The sequence below is a fragment of the Grimontia hollisae CIP 101886 genome, from assembly GCF_000176515.1.
GTDB classification, from domain to species: domain Bacteria; phylum Pseudomonadota; class Gammaproteobacteria; order Enterobacterales; family Vibrionaceae; genus Enterovibrio; species Enterovibrio hollisae.
Window position 1 is genome coordinate 95,587 of the sequence record NZ_ADAQ01000013.1, and the last position, 15,111, is coordinate 110,697.

Annotated in this window: 11 protein-coding genes and 1 pseudogene; 7 read left to right on the forward strand and 5 right to left on the reverse strand. The window is 47.7% G+C overall.

Going from position 1 to position 15,111, the window contains the following annotated elements; translation table 11 throughout:
• Window positions 1-26 precede the first annotated feature (26 nt).
• Window positions 27-365, forward strand: a complete 339-nt coding sequence (locus VHA_RS13475; RefSeq protein ID WP_040529002.1) for a hypothetical protein — start codon at window positions 27-29, stop codon at window positions 363-365.
• 64 nt (window positions 366-429) lie between these two features.
• On the opposite strand, the gene VHA_RS13480 is transcribed toward VHA_RS13475, so the two are convergent.
• On the reverse strand, window positions 430-3,312 hold the full coding sequence (locus VHA_RS13480; protein ID WP_005505202.1) for a hybrid sensor histidine kinase/response regulator: 2,883 nt from the start codon (window positions 3,310-3,312) through the stop codon (window positions 430-432).
• A complete protein-coding gene (locus VHA_RS13485) occupies window positions 3,305-4,573 on the reverse strand; it encodes an acyl-homoserine-lactone synthase (RefSeq protein WP_005505204.1) in 1,269 nt (422 codons plus the stop codon). Before VHA_RS13485 ends, VHA_RS13480 begins: the two co-directional genes overlap by 8 nt.
• 312 nt (window positions 4,574-4,885) lie before the next feature.
• Between VHA_RS13485 and VHA_RS13490 the strand changes: the two genes are divergently transcribed.
• Entirely contained in the window at window positions 4,886-5,095 is a 210-nt protein-coding gene (locus VHA_RS13490; protein ID WP_005505206.1) for a hypothetical protein, read from the forward strand.
• Between the two features lie 58 nt (window positions 5,096-5,153).
• Here the strand turns inward: VHA_RS13490 and VHA_RS13495 are convergent, their stop codons facing one another.
• Window positions 5,154-5,363: a substrate-binding domain-containing protein gene (locus tag VHA_RS13495; RefSeq protein ID WP_005505208.1), complete on the reverse strand. Its 210-nt coding sequence runs from the start codon at window positions 5,361-5,363 to the stop codon at window positions 5,154-5,156.
• 339 nt (window positions 5,364-5,702) lie between these two features.
• Window positions 5,703-6,737, reverse strand: coding sequence for an AraC family transcriptional regulator (locus VHA_RS13500; RefSeq protein WP_040529005.1), 1,035 nt, complete (start codon window positions 6,735-6,737; stop codon window positions 5,703-5,705).
• A gap of 275 nt (window positions 6,738-7,012) precedes the next feature.
• On the opposite strand from VHA_RS13500, the pseudogene VHA_RS19300 reads away from it, so the two are divergent.
• From VHA_RS19300 to VHA_RS13520, 4 genes and pseudogenes are all read left to right on the forward strand, one after another.
• Window positions 7,013-8,320, forward strand: a pseudogene (locus VHA_RS19300) (coniferyl aldehyde dehydrogenase); the annotation flags it as partial.
• A gap of 153 nt (window positions 8,321-8,473) precedes the next feature.
• Entirely contained in the window at window positions 8,474-10,087 is a 1,614-nt protein-coding gene (locus VHA_RS19305; protein WP_040529229.1) for a long-chain-fatty-acid--CoA ligase, read from the forward strand.
• Window positions 10,088-10,098: 11 nt separating this feature from the next.
• Window positions 10,099-11,724: a GMC family oxidoreductase gene (locus VHA_RS13515; protein ID WP_005505216.1), complete on the forward strand. Its 1,626-nt coding sequence runs from the start codon at window positions 10,099-10,101 to the stop codon at window positions 11,722-11,724.
• A 44-nt stretch (window positions 11,725-11,768) separates the two neighbouring features.
• The gene (locus tag VHA_RS13520; protein ID WP_005505218.1) at window positions 11,769-12,455 is read left to right on the forward strand and encodes an OmpW/AlkL family protein; all 687 of its coding nucleotides are present in this window, start codon (window positions 11,769-11,771) and stop codon (window positions 12,453-12,455) included.
• A gap of 58 nt (window positions 12,456-12,513) precedes the next feature.
• On the opposite strand, the gene VHA_RS13525 is transcribed toward VHA_RS13520, so the two are convergent.
• Window positions 12,514-13,557, reverse strand: a complete 1,044-nt coding sequence (locus tag VHA_RS13525; protein WP_005505220.1) for a LacI family DNA-binding transcriptional regulator — start codon at window positions 13,555-13,557, stop codon at window positions 12,514-12,516.
• Window positions 13,558-13,785: 228 nt separating this feature from the next.
• Here VHA_RS13525 and VHA_RS13530 point away from each other — a divergent pair, with 228 nt between their 5' ends.
• Window positions 13,786-15,090, forward strand: a complete 1,305-nt coding sequence (locus tag VHA_RS13530) for a M24 family metallopeptidase (RefSeq protein ID WP_005505222.1) — start codon at window positions 13,786-13,788, stop codon at window positions 15,088-15,090.
• Window positions 15,091-15,111 lie beyond the last annotated feature (21 nt).

Below are 15,111 nucleotides of genomic sequence, written 5' to 3' on the forward strand. Positions count from 1 at the left end.
TAAAGATAACAATAAGGAAAACAGTGATGGGAAGCGCAGCAACCATGCCTGAAAACATGAAGATACAGGTGGTATGTCGGTTGGAACCGGGTTGTTTGGGGCCAGAGGGGGCAAGCAAAATAGATGAATTCTGCCAGTATATTCTGGATGACATGAGCACCCTGAACACAGGGTTTATCACCCTTGCTGTGGTCCCCAGAAACGATAAATCCTTGCCCGAAATGCAGTTTAACGTCTTGGGGAAGAAGATGAACCGGGAGCAGGCGGGCAAATATTTACAGGGCTTTGGAAAAAGCCTCGACGACTTTGAATCTGAGTTGGAAGAAAAGCTCGAAGTGTTGATTGAAAAGTTTATGGGGTATTGATATACCCCATCGATTTTCTGGCTTGTATCACCTACTTTATTGGGCTGTTTGCTGCTGAAACGTGTTATGCCAGCCACTTGGTCAATGTTTTCAATAATTGCTGTTTGGTAATTGGCTTTACAAGGTGGTCCTGCATGACATTCTTGATGGTCACAGTGATCTCTTCGCTGTACTCGCCGGAAAGGGCGATAATAGGGAGCGTGCGGTCGAGGTTGCTGATTTCCAGCGCGGTTTGAATACCATCCTTACCCGGCATATGGATATCCATCAAGATAAGGTCATAGTGTCCATCTTTCACTTTATCAATGGCTTCCTGTCCTGACGTGGCTTCTTCAACGTCAATGCCTTCACTGACCAGGTAGGCTTTTACCAGCATGCGGTTAACTTGCATGTCATCGACGACCAAGACGCGTTTTCCAATCAGGTTGCCCAGTTTCGCGAGTTTTCCTTCGTTTATCAGCATGTCGAATGCTCTTAGAAAAGCTAACCTGTTGGGAATCCCCTTAATTTCTCCCTGAACGGCGTGATCGAAAGCGTGAGTGTGCGGGGTGTCCGTGTCTGAGTTGCCAAACGTCAGGATTGGGGTGATCTGTGCATGATACCCAAAGTCGCCGGCTCGCAGTGCATTCACCAGACTGATATCACGCTCTAGCATGGATTTCTCGGCCACGATAAAGTCCACCGGTGCTTTCAGTTTCTGGTAAAAAGCAGTATCGATGTCCGCCGTATGGTCTACACAGATCCCGAGCGATTCAAACGCTTGTGACAACCAGCTTCCTGCTGCGGAAGACGTAACAAGCAGGCAAGACTTGCCTGTAACATATTGGCAGATACGTTGCTTGATTTTCTGATCATGTTCTTGTTCATCAACGGAAGGAAACGTTAGGACAAACTCGGTATATTTCCCTTCCTCTGAATGGCAGGTGATAGAACCGCCGAAAGATTGCATAACGCGCTTACAATAAGAAAGGCCCAAGCCATTTCCTTGTTTTTTACCCCGGGTGTAAAACTCGTCAAAAATGTACCCGAGCTGGTGTGCCGGAATACCTGGACCGGTATCCATAACGTGTAGGGTATTGTTATCGCCGGTTTGTGAAAAACGAATGCTCACCCGGCTTTCAGGATGGGTATCAAAGTAATAAACCGCATTTTTCAGCAAATTCAGCAGGAGGAAGCTGTACAAGGTATCGCTACCGTGAAACAAAAAATCATTCTCTGTGTTGAGGTCAACACGCTTGCGGTGCGCATCACTGCTGAAGTTGAAATCTTTGAGGGTTTGTGCAGTCAGTTCACCCGCAGAGTAATAGGAGAACAGGCGGGGGCTGATGTCTTCCCCGCGTAACTCATCGAGAATCGCATCGATAAAGCGGGTTCCGAGCTGTACTGCTTTTTTACCTTCAGACAACTCTTGATATAACTTTTGCATGTCTTGGGAGGCGAAAGGAGACAGTGTGCCGTTTTTTACACCAAACATGTCCGCATCGATGCGTTCAAAATGGTATTTGATTTTGGTTAGCGGATTGCGGATTTCATGGGCTATGGAGCCAGCCAGTACCTGAGATTTCCGCACTTTGTCTTCGGTGACGATAAAACGGTTAGCCTCATCAAACAAGCGTTGCAGACCCATGATTTCTTCACTGGAAAACAAGTCGTTTTCTTTTTCCTTCGATACCATATACAGGTGGGTGACTTCGTTTTTCTCATTGGTGATTGGCAGTACCAGCGATGTACCGGCTTTGACCATGGCACAGGCAACATCGCGAAGCGCTTGTTGTTCTTCCGATGTCTTGTGCTTGATTTCATACTCAAGCTCTTCCTTCACCAGAACGGAACGATCCCCATGGAAACAGGAGAGAAACAGGTTGTAGTCTGTGTTGCTGTTTACTTTCTGGATGCGACCTGATTTGGCGTTTAATACGCGGTTTAACTGTACTACAGCTTGATCAGTGGAGTAACGGAACTCACCGATCAGGTTGCAGATATTTTCTACCGGGTTGCCTTTTTCTTTATAGAGTAAACGGTTGACATGTCTGCGAATGAACTTGAGTGAACGGTTCCAAAACACACCAGTGATCACTGTCCAGGTGACAACAACCAGAGTATCCATTTGGAAATGTTGTACCAGACCCAGCATCAATATTGGCATGATATAAAGCGTCGCATTGAGCACAAAGCTCACCGTTAACATTCCGATAAAGCGGCTGCTATAAAATCGGTTATGCAGAAGTGCATAACCAACCAGTAAGGCTTCAATGATCGACAGCGCCGGCGGCACCCAGGCACCAGCGAAGCTCTGTGTTATCAGCGGAATCAAAAAATGGGCAAGGAAAGTCGAAAGAATGAATGCCGCCATTCCCAGTACCATATAGTTGGCTTTGATCTGCTGTACCTTAAGTTTGCTTCGGCTTGAAAGCACAAAGTTGATCAGGGTGAGGATTAAAAGCAAAATCAAAACGCCGAAAAACAGCGCACTAAAAGGACCAAAGTGGATAACAAAATTGCCAATGCCCCTGATATAGACAGCGTCCACGTTCAATCCGGGGATCAGGTTGGTCACCAGCGTAATGGCACAGGCCATGGCAAATAGCATCCAGCGCCAGGGACGGATTCTAAAACCGGCAGATCCTGACACTAACTGGCATGAGAAAAGGTAAGCAAAAGTAAACGCCAATCCGGAGAAAATATTGGCGAGTAAGGCCATATAAATGGCTGTTGTTTCGCCGAAATATACCAGCAAACCGGATTGAAAATAGGCATTGGATAAGATCCATGCGGAGATAAATACAGTGTAAAGGGTGTAGGGCAGGTATAAAGGCCGGGCTACACCCGACTTATTATTCGCCAACATGCGGGCAAAGTTTGTTGCCCACATCGCGACAATGCTGGCAATCGCGATCAAAAAGATCGCGATACAGTTATTGGAGATAGTTTCTACTAGATCATGCATTGGTTGTGGCTCTCGCGAGTTTCCGCATGGAAATGACTCTCTTGTTGTAATCCCTGAAACTGTTTTCTTCGAAAGCCTGGCTCATCGGTCCGGTAAACACGATACCCTGATAAGTGGTTAAGGCCGTTCCAGCCACTTTTTGCTGGCACAGTGCTACGTACGGCAAAATGTGGTTACTGTCGTTATTGATTGATTGATAAAAACCAATGATGGAGGGCTGTTCTACAATGGTGTACGCCACTTCTAAACCAATATCCGCGAGCTTCAGTGTTAAATATTTAAGCGTTAAATAGAGAACATGATTTAATTTTTCCCTCGGACCACTGATGGCCATCCGTATAATTTCACATACAGCTGGTTTTCTTATAACGGTGCGCAAAAGAGAATAATCAAATTTCTCAACACTCTCTGTGTTAATTTTATATTTCAGTCCTTTAGAAAAGATGCCAGACTTTTCCAAAGTATCAATTTTCTCATTTGATAAAGTCAGTGTCCAACTTTCCGTTTGGAAAAAAGGATCAAAAGTCAGCCAGTTATCGTGTTGTGAATAACGTTGAATAAGGGCTGAAGAAAGCAGTAATGGTGGATTTTCTCCCTTTTCTTGATAAAGGATGAAATGCTCGCCGGATGCCGAAATATTGAGGTAGTAAAGCATTTCATACCAATGTTGTTGTTTCACAAATGTTTCTAAATTAATTAGCACATTAGCTTGTGACAATGTCATTGGATAAGGCGAATAGCAGGTCATGAATAAACGCTCATCATTCCGGATATCTGCAACGACCTCGTAACGGTAATTCTCCAGTGTGGTGAGCTGATCCCCCGATGCTGGCTGTTCACGGTATGCCTGCAGATATTGTCTTGCCTGTTCGTTGATCTGATAAGTTTTGAATTCCGCCCAGCACATCAGAATATCTCCATAATAAGCAATTGCAGTGCGCTCAATATAGAAGAACAGATCCGGAAGGTTTTTGAGTGGCTTTACACCAGTAATGGATTCAGCAAGGGGTGAAGTAAGACGGGTATAAAGATTACCGCATGACTCTTCCGGTGGTTGCGCCTGTCTGATTTCATTGAGACGGTAAGAAATGATTTTTTCAAACAAATCAAAGCAGTGATTTTGATGCATGTATTCATCGACACACTGTAAAAACACACGTTTATTGGCTTCATTGGGTTGTACCGCGCTCAATGTTATCAAAATGTGTTGTTGGGGGTGGTGGAGATTAACTGGTATGTTATTAATATTGATGTCGTACATACTTAATTCCTCGACGTTGTTCAATACAGTCCAGATAAGTGTACGATCACTTTGATACAACAATGAGATGACTATCCAAAATGTCTATGTTTTGAAACTGTTGCCTACAATTTCATGAGAGATCTCGATGGTTTGTCAGATGCAAGTTCATTTCTTCAGCGTCTTAGCAAGCCCCCTTCTATTTGAATGACCCCGCTGTTGCTATTTTTTACAGACAAATGAATTGATCGGCATCGTCAGGGTTTTGATACACCCTGCCTGCGATTCTCTCACTACGTTAATGGTGTGTCCTATGCCTTGGGGGTAGCAGCCATGAGTGAAAAAGATGCCTTTACCAAAGTGGTCGATATGCACCACGAAGGTAAAAATAAATTGGAAATAGCGAACGAATTGACCTATCAGGGGTGGGGCTTTTACGATGCTCTTGAATTCACTGAAAGTGTTTATGAGCACGAATCGCTGTCAGATCCGATAAGGATGGGCAGCTCGTTGGAAGAAATGCGAAAGCAACCCCCCTCTTGATATCTAAGCCCTGTTGGTTGGTAGAGAGAGCCAGTGTTCACTGGTTCCCTTTTACCGATCACGGCTTTCTGGGTTTTGCCGTTGATTTACGAACCACAAGCTTGGGTTGAAGCAACACTTTACGGGGGAAGCTGCTGTCACTCTCTTTACGGATTTGGCTGAGCAGCATTCGAACGGCCTGATCGCCAAGCTGGGATTGGGGGAGGGAAACCGTTGTCAGCGGAATGCGGAACCAGTCAAGGTATGGCATATCGTTAAAACCGGTCACAGAAATGTCTCCGGCTCAAACCTGGCGAGATATCAGTGGGACCTGTAATGTAAGCGATCTTTCTGTGCCTCAGGCTGTAGAGGTGTTCAAACAGCGCATAGATACTTTCCGTACCTGATCTGACGCTTGTTTATCTACTTATTGTGTTAACAAGGACTTCAGCATTGATGATGGGGAGTCTGATATTGCTCGGTTAGTCTTCTTATGCCAGAGAACTATCTTCCAATGGAGTGAGACATAACCTTTATACCGATGCTACGGAGTGTGTGCCGTGGCGTGATTAGAAAAAAGGCAGGCCAGAAAAGACCTGCTTAAAATCGGTTCCTTCCGGGCTTGCCGCTATTTTGCATCATTCCGGTATTCAATTGGAGTTTTACCTGTCCACTTTTTGAAGGCTTTGTAAAAATTTGCTGGCTCTGAAAAGCCCACCAGTGTTGAGATATCTTCGATTTTCATGCTGGTTTGTTGAAGGTATCTTACCGCCAGATTCTGTCGGGTGTTGTCCAGCACCTTCTGGTAAGTCTGCCCAGATTCAGAGAGTTTTCTGTTTAAGGTTCTCAGCGAGCAATTGAAATGAGAGGCAACCTGTTCCGCCCCAGGAAACTTACCGGGGCTTTGCAGAATAAATGCCTGTACTTGCGCGGCAATATCGTCAGTCGCTTGCAGGGCGGCCAGCATATTTTCGCAGGACTGCACACACATAGTGACGGTGAGCTTGTTGGCGCTGGGCAGTTTTTCTTGTAGCTCGCTGGCGTAAAACTCCCACCGCAATTTTGGGCTGTTGAATTCGATATCACAGTTAAACAATTCTCTGTATTTGTCGACATACTTGGGAGCTGGATAGGGAAACTGCATACAGTGATTCTGCATTGGGCGCTGCAAAATATCACAGCACAGTGTGTATACCGAGCCAAACCAATATTCACAATAGAAAGATAACAGATCTTCCAAAGGCAGTATTTCGATGCCTTCAAAGCGCGCGATGTTTCCTTCGACGTCGAAAGATTTTTGAAGCACGGGGCCCGCAAGCCGAATGTAGTTGAGGCCGAGTTGGACTGCCTCTTCGAACGTGTCAGCACTCATCAATGCATATCCCATAAAACCAAAGTCGGCAAAGTGAGTTTGTTGTCCAGCGATAAGACCGATATCTGGGCTGGAGGCATGGCTGACAGCGTTACGAAATACTCTCAGCTTTTGATTGAAAGAGGCTCTTGCGTCGGGGGTCGTCAAATCCTGAAGCTGAATGTCACTGCCCGCCAGCAAGGTTTCTGCCTGTACCCCCTGACTTTCCATCACTGTAACAAGACGATAAATGTCCTGAAGGGGATGACACTTTCGGTCTTGATCTTGTTCGCATTCAGCAACGATTAACATCCGTTGTTTTCTCTCTTCAAAAAGGGAACCCGATTAAAATTTACCCGCCACGATTCTTTTTAATTGTAACACTTACTTGAATTTGTAACGAAAAAGCGAGAACCAGAGGGATGATGTCAGCCCCGCTGAACTTTTGGTCTACAGGCCTTTAGACCGGCGATTCGCTACTTTCTTGTCCAAATATGCCAAAAAGTTGGCCTGAATTAACATTTAGTTTACATTCATTGGGTGGTTTATTGAAGCGAGGTTATAGAAGCAAACCAAAGGCATCGAAAATGGAAAACAAAGCCAGTCAGTATTCGGATCCCATAGCGCTGCAATTTGGACGGCTAAGAGAGGGTTATAATCACTGCCCTTGCCCAACCTTAGCAGAGCGAAAACAGCATTTATCAGCATTGAAAAAGCAGTTGCAGAGATATCAGGATGTGATTGCCATTGCAGCAAATAAGGACTTTGGCTGCAGGGCAGCGGCTGAAAGCAAGTTGATTGATGTACTTGGCCCTGTGCTGGAAATTAGTCATCTGCTCCATCGGCTGAAAAAGTGGATGAAACCGAGCCGGAGAAGCACAGAACTTTTGTTTGCCGGCAACCGCGCCAAGGTGGTGTATCAGCCCAAAGGGGTCGTTGGGATCATTTGTCCATGGAACTTTCCACTTTATCTGTCACTCGGTCCGCTGGTTGCGGCCTTGGGGGCGGGAAACAGGGCGATGATAAAAATGCCACCCAACTGCCCAGAAGTGACCCGTGTTTTGCAGCGTATGATCGGCGAAATATTTGCTACCGATCATGTCACCGTAATCGCCGGTAACCACCCCAATGCAATGCAAATTTCGTCATTACCCTTTGATCATCTTATTTTTACCGGCTCGCCGCAATCTGGCCGTCAAATCATGGCCAATGCTGCGGAAAACCTTGTTCCTGTCACTCTTGAGCTGGGTGGAAAGTCTCCAGCGTTCGTTGCACCGGATGCTGATATCAATGATGCGGCAAAACGGATAGCGCATGGCAAAGCGTTCAATGCTGGGCAAGTGTGTCTTTCTCCAGATTATGCCTTGGTCCCTGAGAAAAAAGTCAGTGAATTTATTTCATTAGTAAAAAAGCACTATCTCGCTATGCATCCCCAAACGGAAGGGGGTGCGGATTTCACGGCATTGATCGATGAAAATGCCAATCAGCGTTTTCTGAGCGCCCTTGATGATGCAAAGAAAAAAGGTGCCGTAATAACTGCTTGTGGTGAGCTGGGGGCAGGTCGGCAGCACCCGCTGCATATCGTCAGCGCAGTTTCTGACGACATGACGCTCATGCAAACAGAGCTGTTCAGCCCGATCCTCCCAGTATTGGGGTATTGCTCTATTGAGCAGGCGTTAGATGAAATTAATGCCCGTCCTCGTCCATTAGCGATTTACCTTTTCAGCCACGACAAAGCGTTACAACAGAAGGTGTTGGTCACAACACACTCTGGTGGTGTGACCATCAATGATTGGGGCTGGCATGCGTTCAACCATGATTTGCCTTTCGGTGGTATTGGTAACTCCGGGATGGGCTCATACCACGGTATTGAAGGATTCAGGACTTTATCCCATGCCAAAGCCGTGTTTCAACGAAATCGTTTCTATCCTATTGGGCTGTTCTACCCGCCTTATGGCACGCAAATACAAAAAGCAGTGATGCGTTTTTTCTTAAGGCAGCCTGACACCAACCTGGATGTGTCAAACACAGAGGAGCGAAGTGACGCTATGAACACAAAGAATTTCGAACACGCAGAATCTAACCTTGTTGATGCTCTGACGCGTTTTGCACAGCAGACGCCGGACAAAACCGCCGTGGTTTGTGGTGGGAAACAGTTAACCTATAAAGACCTCGATTTGCATTCCAACAAGGTCGCCAATGTATTGCGCGAAGAGGGAATTAAAGCGGGTGACAATGTCGCACTCAGTTGCCCAAATGTTCCATATTTCCCGATCATTTACTACGGCATTTTAAAAGCCGGGGGCGTGGTTGTGCCGCTGAATGTGTTACTCAAAGAAAGCGAAATTGCCTACCACCTTCAGGACAGTGAAGCGAAAGCGTACTTTTGTTTTGAAGGCACCGAACAATTGCCGATGGGTCAATCTGGGGTGTCTGCGTTTACTAATGTAGAAACCTGCAGAAAGATGTGGGTGATGCCAGCGGGTGATGAACTGGGGTTAGATGTCAGTGGTTTTCAGCGCCAGACAGAGATCGTTGACTTCTCATCCATATTGCTTAACGGATCTGATGAGCCTGTTGCTAATAATATTGAAGAGCAAGATACCGCGGTTATTTTATACACCTCTGGCACTACGGGCAGACCTAAAGGCGCTCAGCTAACCCACAGGAACATGCACAGTAATGCCCGTGTCGCGGTGGGATTGTCTTGGCTTACTGCGGATGATACCTCACTCGTTACCTTGCCATTGTTCCACTCGTTTGGCCAAACCGCACAAATGAATGCGTGCATATTGGTGGGTGCGAGTATGGTGCTGGTCCCGCGTTTCGAGCCAGGAGCGGTATTACAATTAATGAAAGACCACCGTGTTTCCGTGTTTGCAGGTGTTCCCACCATGTACATCGGCATCCTCAATTACCTCAGAGATAACGACGTGTCGCTGGATGGAATTAAGGGGGTGCTCAAGATGGCGATGTCCGGTGGTTCTTCTCTGCCTGTTGCCATCCTCACTCAGTTCGATGAAACCTTTAATGTTCCGCTGCTGGAAGGGTATGGCCTTTCCGAGACCAGCCCGATTGCTTCATTTAATCACGTTGACAGCGACAGACTGCCTGGCAGCGTGGGACAACCCGTTACAGGTGTTGAAATGAAAGTCGTCGATGTAGAGCGAAACACGGTTGCTGTCGGTGAACTGGGAGAAATCGCGATCCGGGGGCCGAACGTGATGAGAGGATACTACAACCGCCCCGAAGCCACTGACGAGGTGCTGGACATTGACGGCTGGTTTTTCTCTGGCGATATCGGCAGACGTGATGAGCGAAACAATTACTTTATCGTCGACAGGAAAAAAGAACTCATCATTCGCGGCGGGATGAATGTCTACCCCAGAGAGATAGAAGAAGTACTCATCCGCCATGAAAAAGTTGCCATGGTGGCGGTGCTGGGTGTAGCGGATGACACCTATGGCGAAGAGGTGAAAGCCTACGTGGTGGCCCATGACGGTTTTGATGATGCAGATGCGCTTATCGCGTACTGCAAAAGCCAACTCGCGGATTACAAGTATCCCCGCCATATTGAGTTTCGGGCGCAACTGCCCATGACAGCAACAGGGAAGTTGTTGAAACGCGAATTAAAAGCAGAAGTAGAGAAAAGCAGTCAGTGAAGGGAGTCAACATGAGTGAGCATTTCGATTACATCGTTGTAGGTGGCGGCTCGGCAGGATGTGTATTGGCGAGCCGGCTGTCAGAAGATCCAAGTGTCTCTGTATGTTTGTTGGAAGCTGGCAAATCTGACCGTAGTTCCCTGATCCACATCCCATCGGGGATGATTGGATTAATGCACCCCGTTCATCCTGCCAATTGGGCGTTCGAGACCGTGCCACAAAAAGGGTTAAATGGGCGGAAAGGGTATCAACCAAGAGGGAAAGTGCTCGGTGGGTCCAGTTCAATCAATGCCATGATGTATTGCCGTGGTCACCGCTGGGATTACGATCACTGGGCATTTTTGGGTAACCCCGGCTGGAGCTATAAAGAGGTGTTGCCTTACTTCATCCGTGCGGAAAATAACGAACGGCTGGATGATGAATTTCATGGGAAAGGCGGTCCGATGAACGTGGCAGATCTTAGAAAGCCCAGTGCCATTACCCAGGCGTTTATTGAAGCGGCCAAGGAAGTTGGCATTCCTTACAATCCGGACATCAACGGCGCGGAACAGTACGGAGTGATGCCAACGCAAGTTACTCAGGTAAATGGGGAGCGGGGAAGTGCCGCAAAAGGTTATCTTACGCCGCATTTATCCCGGCCCAACCTCACTGTCGTGACCGAAGCGTTAACGCAAAAGGTGATGATTGAAGGAGGACGAGCCGTCGGTGTGAAATATCGCCGCAAGAACCAAGATCACGTCGCCTATGCCGACCAAGAGGTGCTAGTCAGTGCCGGAGCGTTTGGCTCGCCGCAACTCTTAATGTTATCGGGCGTTGGCCCTGCCAATCATCTGGAATCATTGGGTATTGATGTTGAGCTGGATTTGGCCGGTGTAGGGGAGAACCTACAAGATCATATCGACTATGTGCTTTCCTATGAGTCTCGTCAAAAGAACATGGATACCCTCGGTGTGTCCTTGCCCGCGATTAAAGGGCTGACCCAGGCTTTCTTCGAATGGCGGAGAAGCCGACAAGGTTACCTGACCAGTAACTACGCAGAAGGTATCGGCTTTATTCGATCCGAGCCTGATGTTGACGTGCCTGATCTTGAGTTGGTATTTGTCAAAGCGCTGGTTGATGACCATGGAAGAAAGCTCCATATGTCACACGGGTTTAGCTGCCATGTCACTGTGCTCAGGCCCAAAAGCCGAGGCACTGTCAAACTGTCGTCGGCTAACCCTAGCGATCCTTTACTGATTGACTGCAATTTCTTTGATGACCCTGCCGACATGGCGTTAATGATCAAAGGCTGGAAAAAGCAGTATCAACTGCTGAACGCCAGCGCATTTGACGCGTATCGAGGAAAAATGGTGTACCCGGTTGATCCCAATAACGATGCAGAGATCGAAGCAGATATCCGCACCCGGGCGGATACCCAGTATCACCCTGTTGGCACCTGCAAAATGGGGCCTGATAGCGATCCGATGGCGGTGGTTGACCCCGAGTTAAAGGTCCGTGGTATCGAAGGTCTTCGTGTTGTGGATGCTTCGGTGATGCCCACGCTGATTGGAGGGAATACCAATGCGCCAACCGTAATGATTGCAGAAAAGGCAGCAGATCTTATCCGTGGTAAAACGCTCTCGCGAAACGGCGAGTAGGCGACGAGATAATTACAAACACACTCAGAGTATCGAGGTGGAAAATGAAAGCAAAAGTGGCATTACCTTTAATCTTTACCCTTCTTGGCATTACCAGCCATCAGGCGATGGCGGCCAGTGCCGGTACACAGATAGTCAAAGGGGGCTATGCCCACGTTGGCTACCACTCTCAATCGGGGGAGTTGAGCGGCGATCTGACACCCGGCGGCGTGCTCGCTGAAGCAGCTGACCATGGCGTAGCAGCCCTAACTTATGAGTACTTTATTACCGATAACTGGTCATTACAGCTTGCGGGCGGTTATCCGCCAACGGTGGCGCTGGTTGCCAAAGGCACCGGGTCTGCGCTTGGTGAAGTTGGTGAAACCAAAACCCTTTTTCCGGCCCTTATTGGTCTATACAACTATGACGTGAACAAGACGGTGACTGTATATGGCGGAGCGGGGATTAACTATACCCATTATGTCGATAGCAAAACCTACGCGTCGTATGACAATGCGTTTGGTGGCAAAAGCAATGTGGATATCGACGATTCTTTTGGCGGTGTCGTTAAAGTTGGTTTTAGCGTCCACTTGGATGAAACCTGGCTTGTTGATTTCGCCTATTCAAAATACTGGATATCGGCTGATGCTACCATCAAGACAGCAACATCAGGCGTAGGCGACGTCTCCCGCACTATTGACCTGGACGTTGACCCCAGTGTTTTTTCAGTGATGTTGGGTTATAAGTTCTAGCTCACAACCCAAGCTGCTGGAGGAGGTCAGTGGCTTGGGATGCATTGGATACAATCGCTCAGTGTTTTATCGGTTTCCCCGTTGATTTACGAACCACAAGCTTGGGTTGAAGCAACACTTTACGGGGGAAGCTGCTGTCACTCTCTTTACGGATTTGGCTGAGTAGCATACGAACGGCCTGATCGCCAAGCTGGGATTGGGGGAGGGAAACCGTTGTCAGCGGAATGCGGAACCAGTCAAGGTATGGCATATCGTTAAAACCGGTCACAGAAATGTCTCCAGGCACCCGTTTGCCTGACGCTTCGATTGCTTCAATACAACCCAGTGCAACCAGGTCATTGGTTGCAACGACAGCCGTCACATCACGTTCTGAACTCAACAGTATTTCCATGGCATTTCTGCCTGCCTGTTCGGTAAATGCTTCCGCCTGAATGACGGGGGCATCCGAAGCTGGAATATCAAACATATCCGCAATGGATAAAAATGCATGGCGGCGGCTCAAACCTGGGGAGATATCAGCGGGACCTGCAATGTGTGCGATCTTCCTGTGCCCTAGGCTGTAGAGGTGTTCAAATAGCACATAGATACCTTCCCGATCATCGACAAGTACCTGATCTGACACTTGTTTATCTACTACACGGTTCACCTGCACCAAAGGTTTCCCCATCTCGATACAATAATCGACAGTAGGATCTTTGCGAAAGGCAGACGCCAGAATGATGCCGTCGACATTCCTCGCGATCAAACGCTTTAACTCCTCAAGCGCAAGTTCTTGATTATTTTCGGTATAGGCGAGCGTAAGGGTATAACCTAACTTGTTGGTAAGCTGCTGGATTTCATGTACCAGAGGAGGGAACATCGGGTTGAGAATGTCAGGAATCATCATACCAATGGTTTTCGTTGCACCGCATTTCAGGGCTGTCGCCATCGGATTCGCGGTGTAGCCCATTTCCCGGCTCTTTTTTTCCACGAGTTCAATCACACGATCAGACACCAAATGTTGTTTTTCCGGACTCAGTGCACGTGAAACCGTGGATGGATTGACACCCAATGCCGCCGCTACATCCTTGACAGTAATACGTTTGTTTTTATTTTTACTCAAAGTCAATACCCAAATTAACCGCCATTCCTGCGCAACATATTCTGACTACATTGTTTTAACATTGCATCAACGTTTGCATTGACAGCTAACTTACTATGTGCTGCAATCGTTTGCAAGTTGGTGGTTTTTTGTGCTTAGTGCTTGTCCTGCTTTCTGGTATTCACAATCAACCACTTATTATTTGCTTATTTAATGCAAACGTTTGCAAAAAATGGAGTGGTAATAACTATGAGCATTGTGAAACCAACAGAGCCGGAAATCATTCGGGAATCAGATATTGAACCTGGCTGGGACTGGTCAAAGCGCATTCCTGCACCGGGAAGAATGAGTGTCGACTTTGAGCAGCGCGTGGACTTCAATCGTTTGCATCGCTATCGCGTAGGGCGTGCAAGGGATGCATTGAAAAACTCAGGGCTGGGTGCGGTATTATGTTTTGACAACAACAATATCCGCTATCTCACCAGCACCGTGATTGGCGAATGGGCACGTGACAAAATTGCCCGTTATACGCTGTTTACCGGTAACTCAGATCCGTACCTGTGGGACTTCGGCTCTGCGGCCAAACACCATCAACTCTATCAAGGCCTTATTCAGCCAGAGCATTTTAAAGCAGGCATGCTTGGGCTGCGTGGTTCTGTCGCCAAAGAGGCAGGGCTGTTTAAAAACGCAGCAAAAGACATCAAAGCGCTTCTCGTTGAAGAAGGCGTTGCAGACATGCCGCTGGGCATTGATGTCTGTGAAAAGCCCATGCTTGAAGCGCTTGAAGCCGAAGGCATTGAAGTGCGTGATTGCCAGCAAGTGATGCTGGAAGCGCGTCAAATCAAATCCATGGATGAAGTTGTATTGCTCAATATGGCAGCGACCATGGTAGACGGTGCTTATCACCAGTTGGCGGAAAACCTCAAGCCGGGTAAACGCGAAAATGAAAGCGTCGCCGATGCCAACAAGTTCTTGTATGACAATGGCTCTGACGATGTAGAAGCCATCAATGCCGTATCCGGTGAGCGTGGCAGTCCGCATCCCCACAACTTTACTGACCGTATGTACCGCCCCGGCGATCAGGCGTTTTTTGACATCATCCATTCCTTTATGGGCTATCGCACCTGTTACTACCGTACCCTGAATGTCGGTAGCGCCAGTCAGGCTCAACAGGATGCCTACAAGCAAGCACGTGAATGGATTGATGCGGCGATTGACCTTATCCGTCCCGGTATGACCACCGACAAAATTGCGGCAGTTTGGCCAAAAGCGGAACAGTTCGGTTTTGCCAGTGAGATGGAAGCTTTCGGCCTGCAGTTTGGTCACGGTCTGGGTCTGGCGCTTCATGAGCGTCCCATTATCAGCCGACTGGTGTCGATGGAGAACCCGTTTGAGCTTCAGGAAGGTATGGTGTTCGCCCTTGAAACCTATTGCCCATCCGCGGATGGCAATGGCGCTGCGCGTATTGAAGAGGAAGTGGTCGTCACAGCCGACGGTTGCGAGATCATCACGCTGTTCCCGGCCCAGGAACTCTTTATCGCCAACAAATATTGATTTGGCTGCGTATTACCATGC

Bases quoted from the DNA above. Each gene is read 5' to 3' on its own strand.
- VHA_RS13530 (WP_005505222.1), top strand. From the start codon at position 13,786: ATGAGCATTGTGAAACCAACAGAGCCGGAAATCATTCGGGAATCAGAT.
- VHA_RS13475 (WP_040529002.1), top strand. From the start codon at position 27: ATGGGAAGCGCAGCAACCATGCCTGAAAACATGAAGATACAGGTGGTA.
- VHA_RS13480 (WP_005505202.1), bottom strand. From the start codon at position 3,312: ATGCATGATCTAGTAGAAACTATCTCCAATAACTGTATCGCGATCTTT.
- VHA_RS13490 (WP_005505206.1), top strand. From the start codon at position 4,886: ATGAGTGAAAAAGATGCCTTTACCAAAGTGGTCGATATGCACCACGAA.
- VHA_RS13520 (WP_005505218.1), top strand. From the start codon at position 11,769: ATGAAAGCAAAAGTGGCATTACCTTTAATCTTTACCCTTCTTGGCATT.
- VHA_RS13515 (WP_005505216.1), top strand. From the start codon at position 10,099: ATGAGTGAGCATTTCGATTACATCGTTGTAGGTGGCGGCTCGGCAGGA.
- VHA_RS13500 (WP_040529005.1), bottom strand. From the start codon at position 6,737: ATGTTAATCGTTGCTGAATGCGAACAAGATCAAGACCGAAAGTGTCAT.
- VHA_RS13485 (WP_005505204.1), bottom strand. From the start codon at position 4,573: ATGTACGACATCAATATTAATAACATACCAGTTAATCTCCACCACCCC.
- VHA_RS19305 (WP_040529229.1), top strand. From the start codon at position 8,474: ATGAACACAAAGAATTTCGAACACGCAGAATCTAACCTTGTTGATGCT.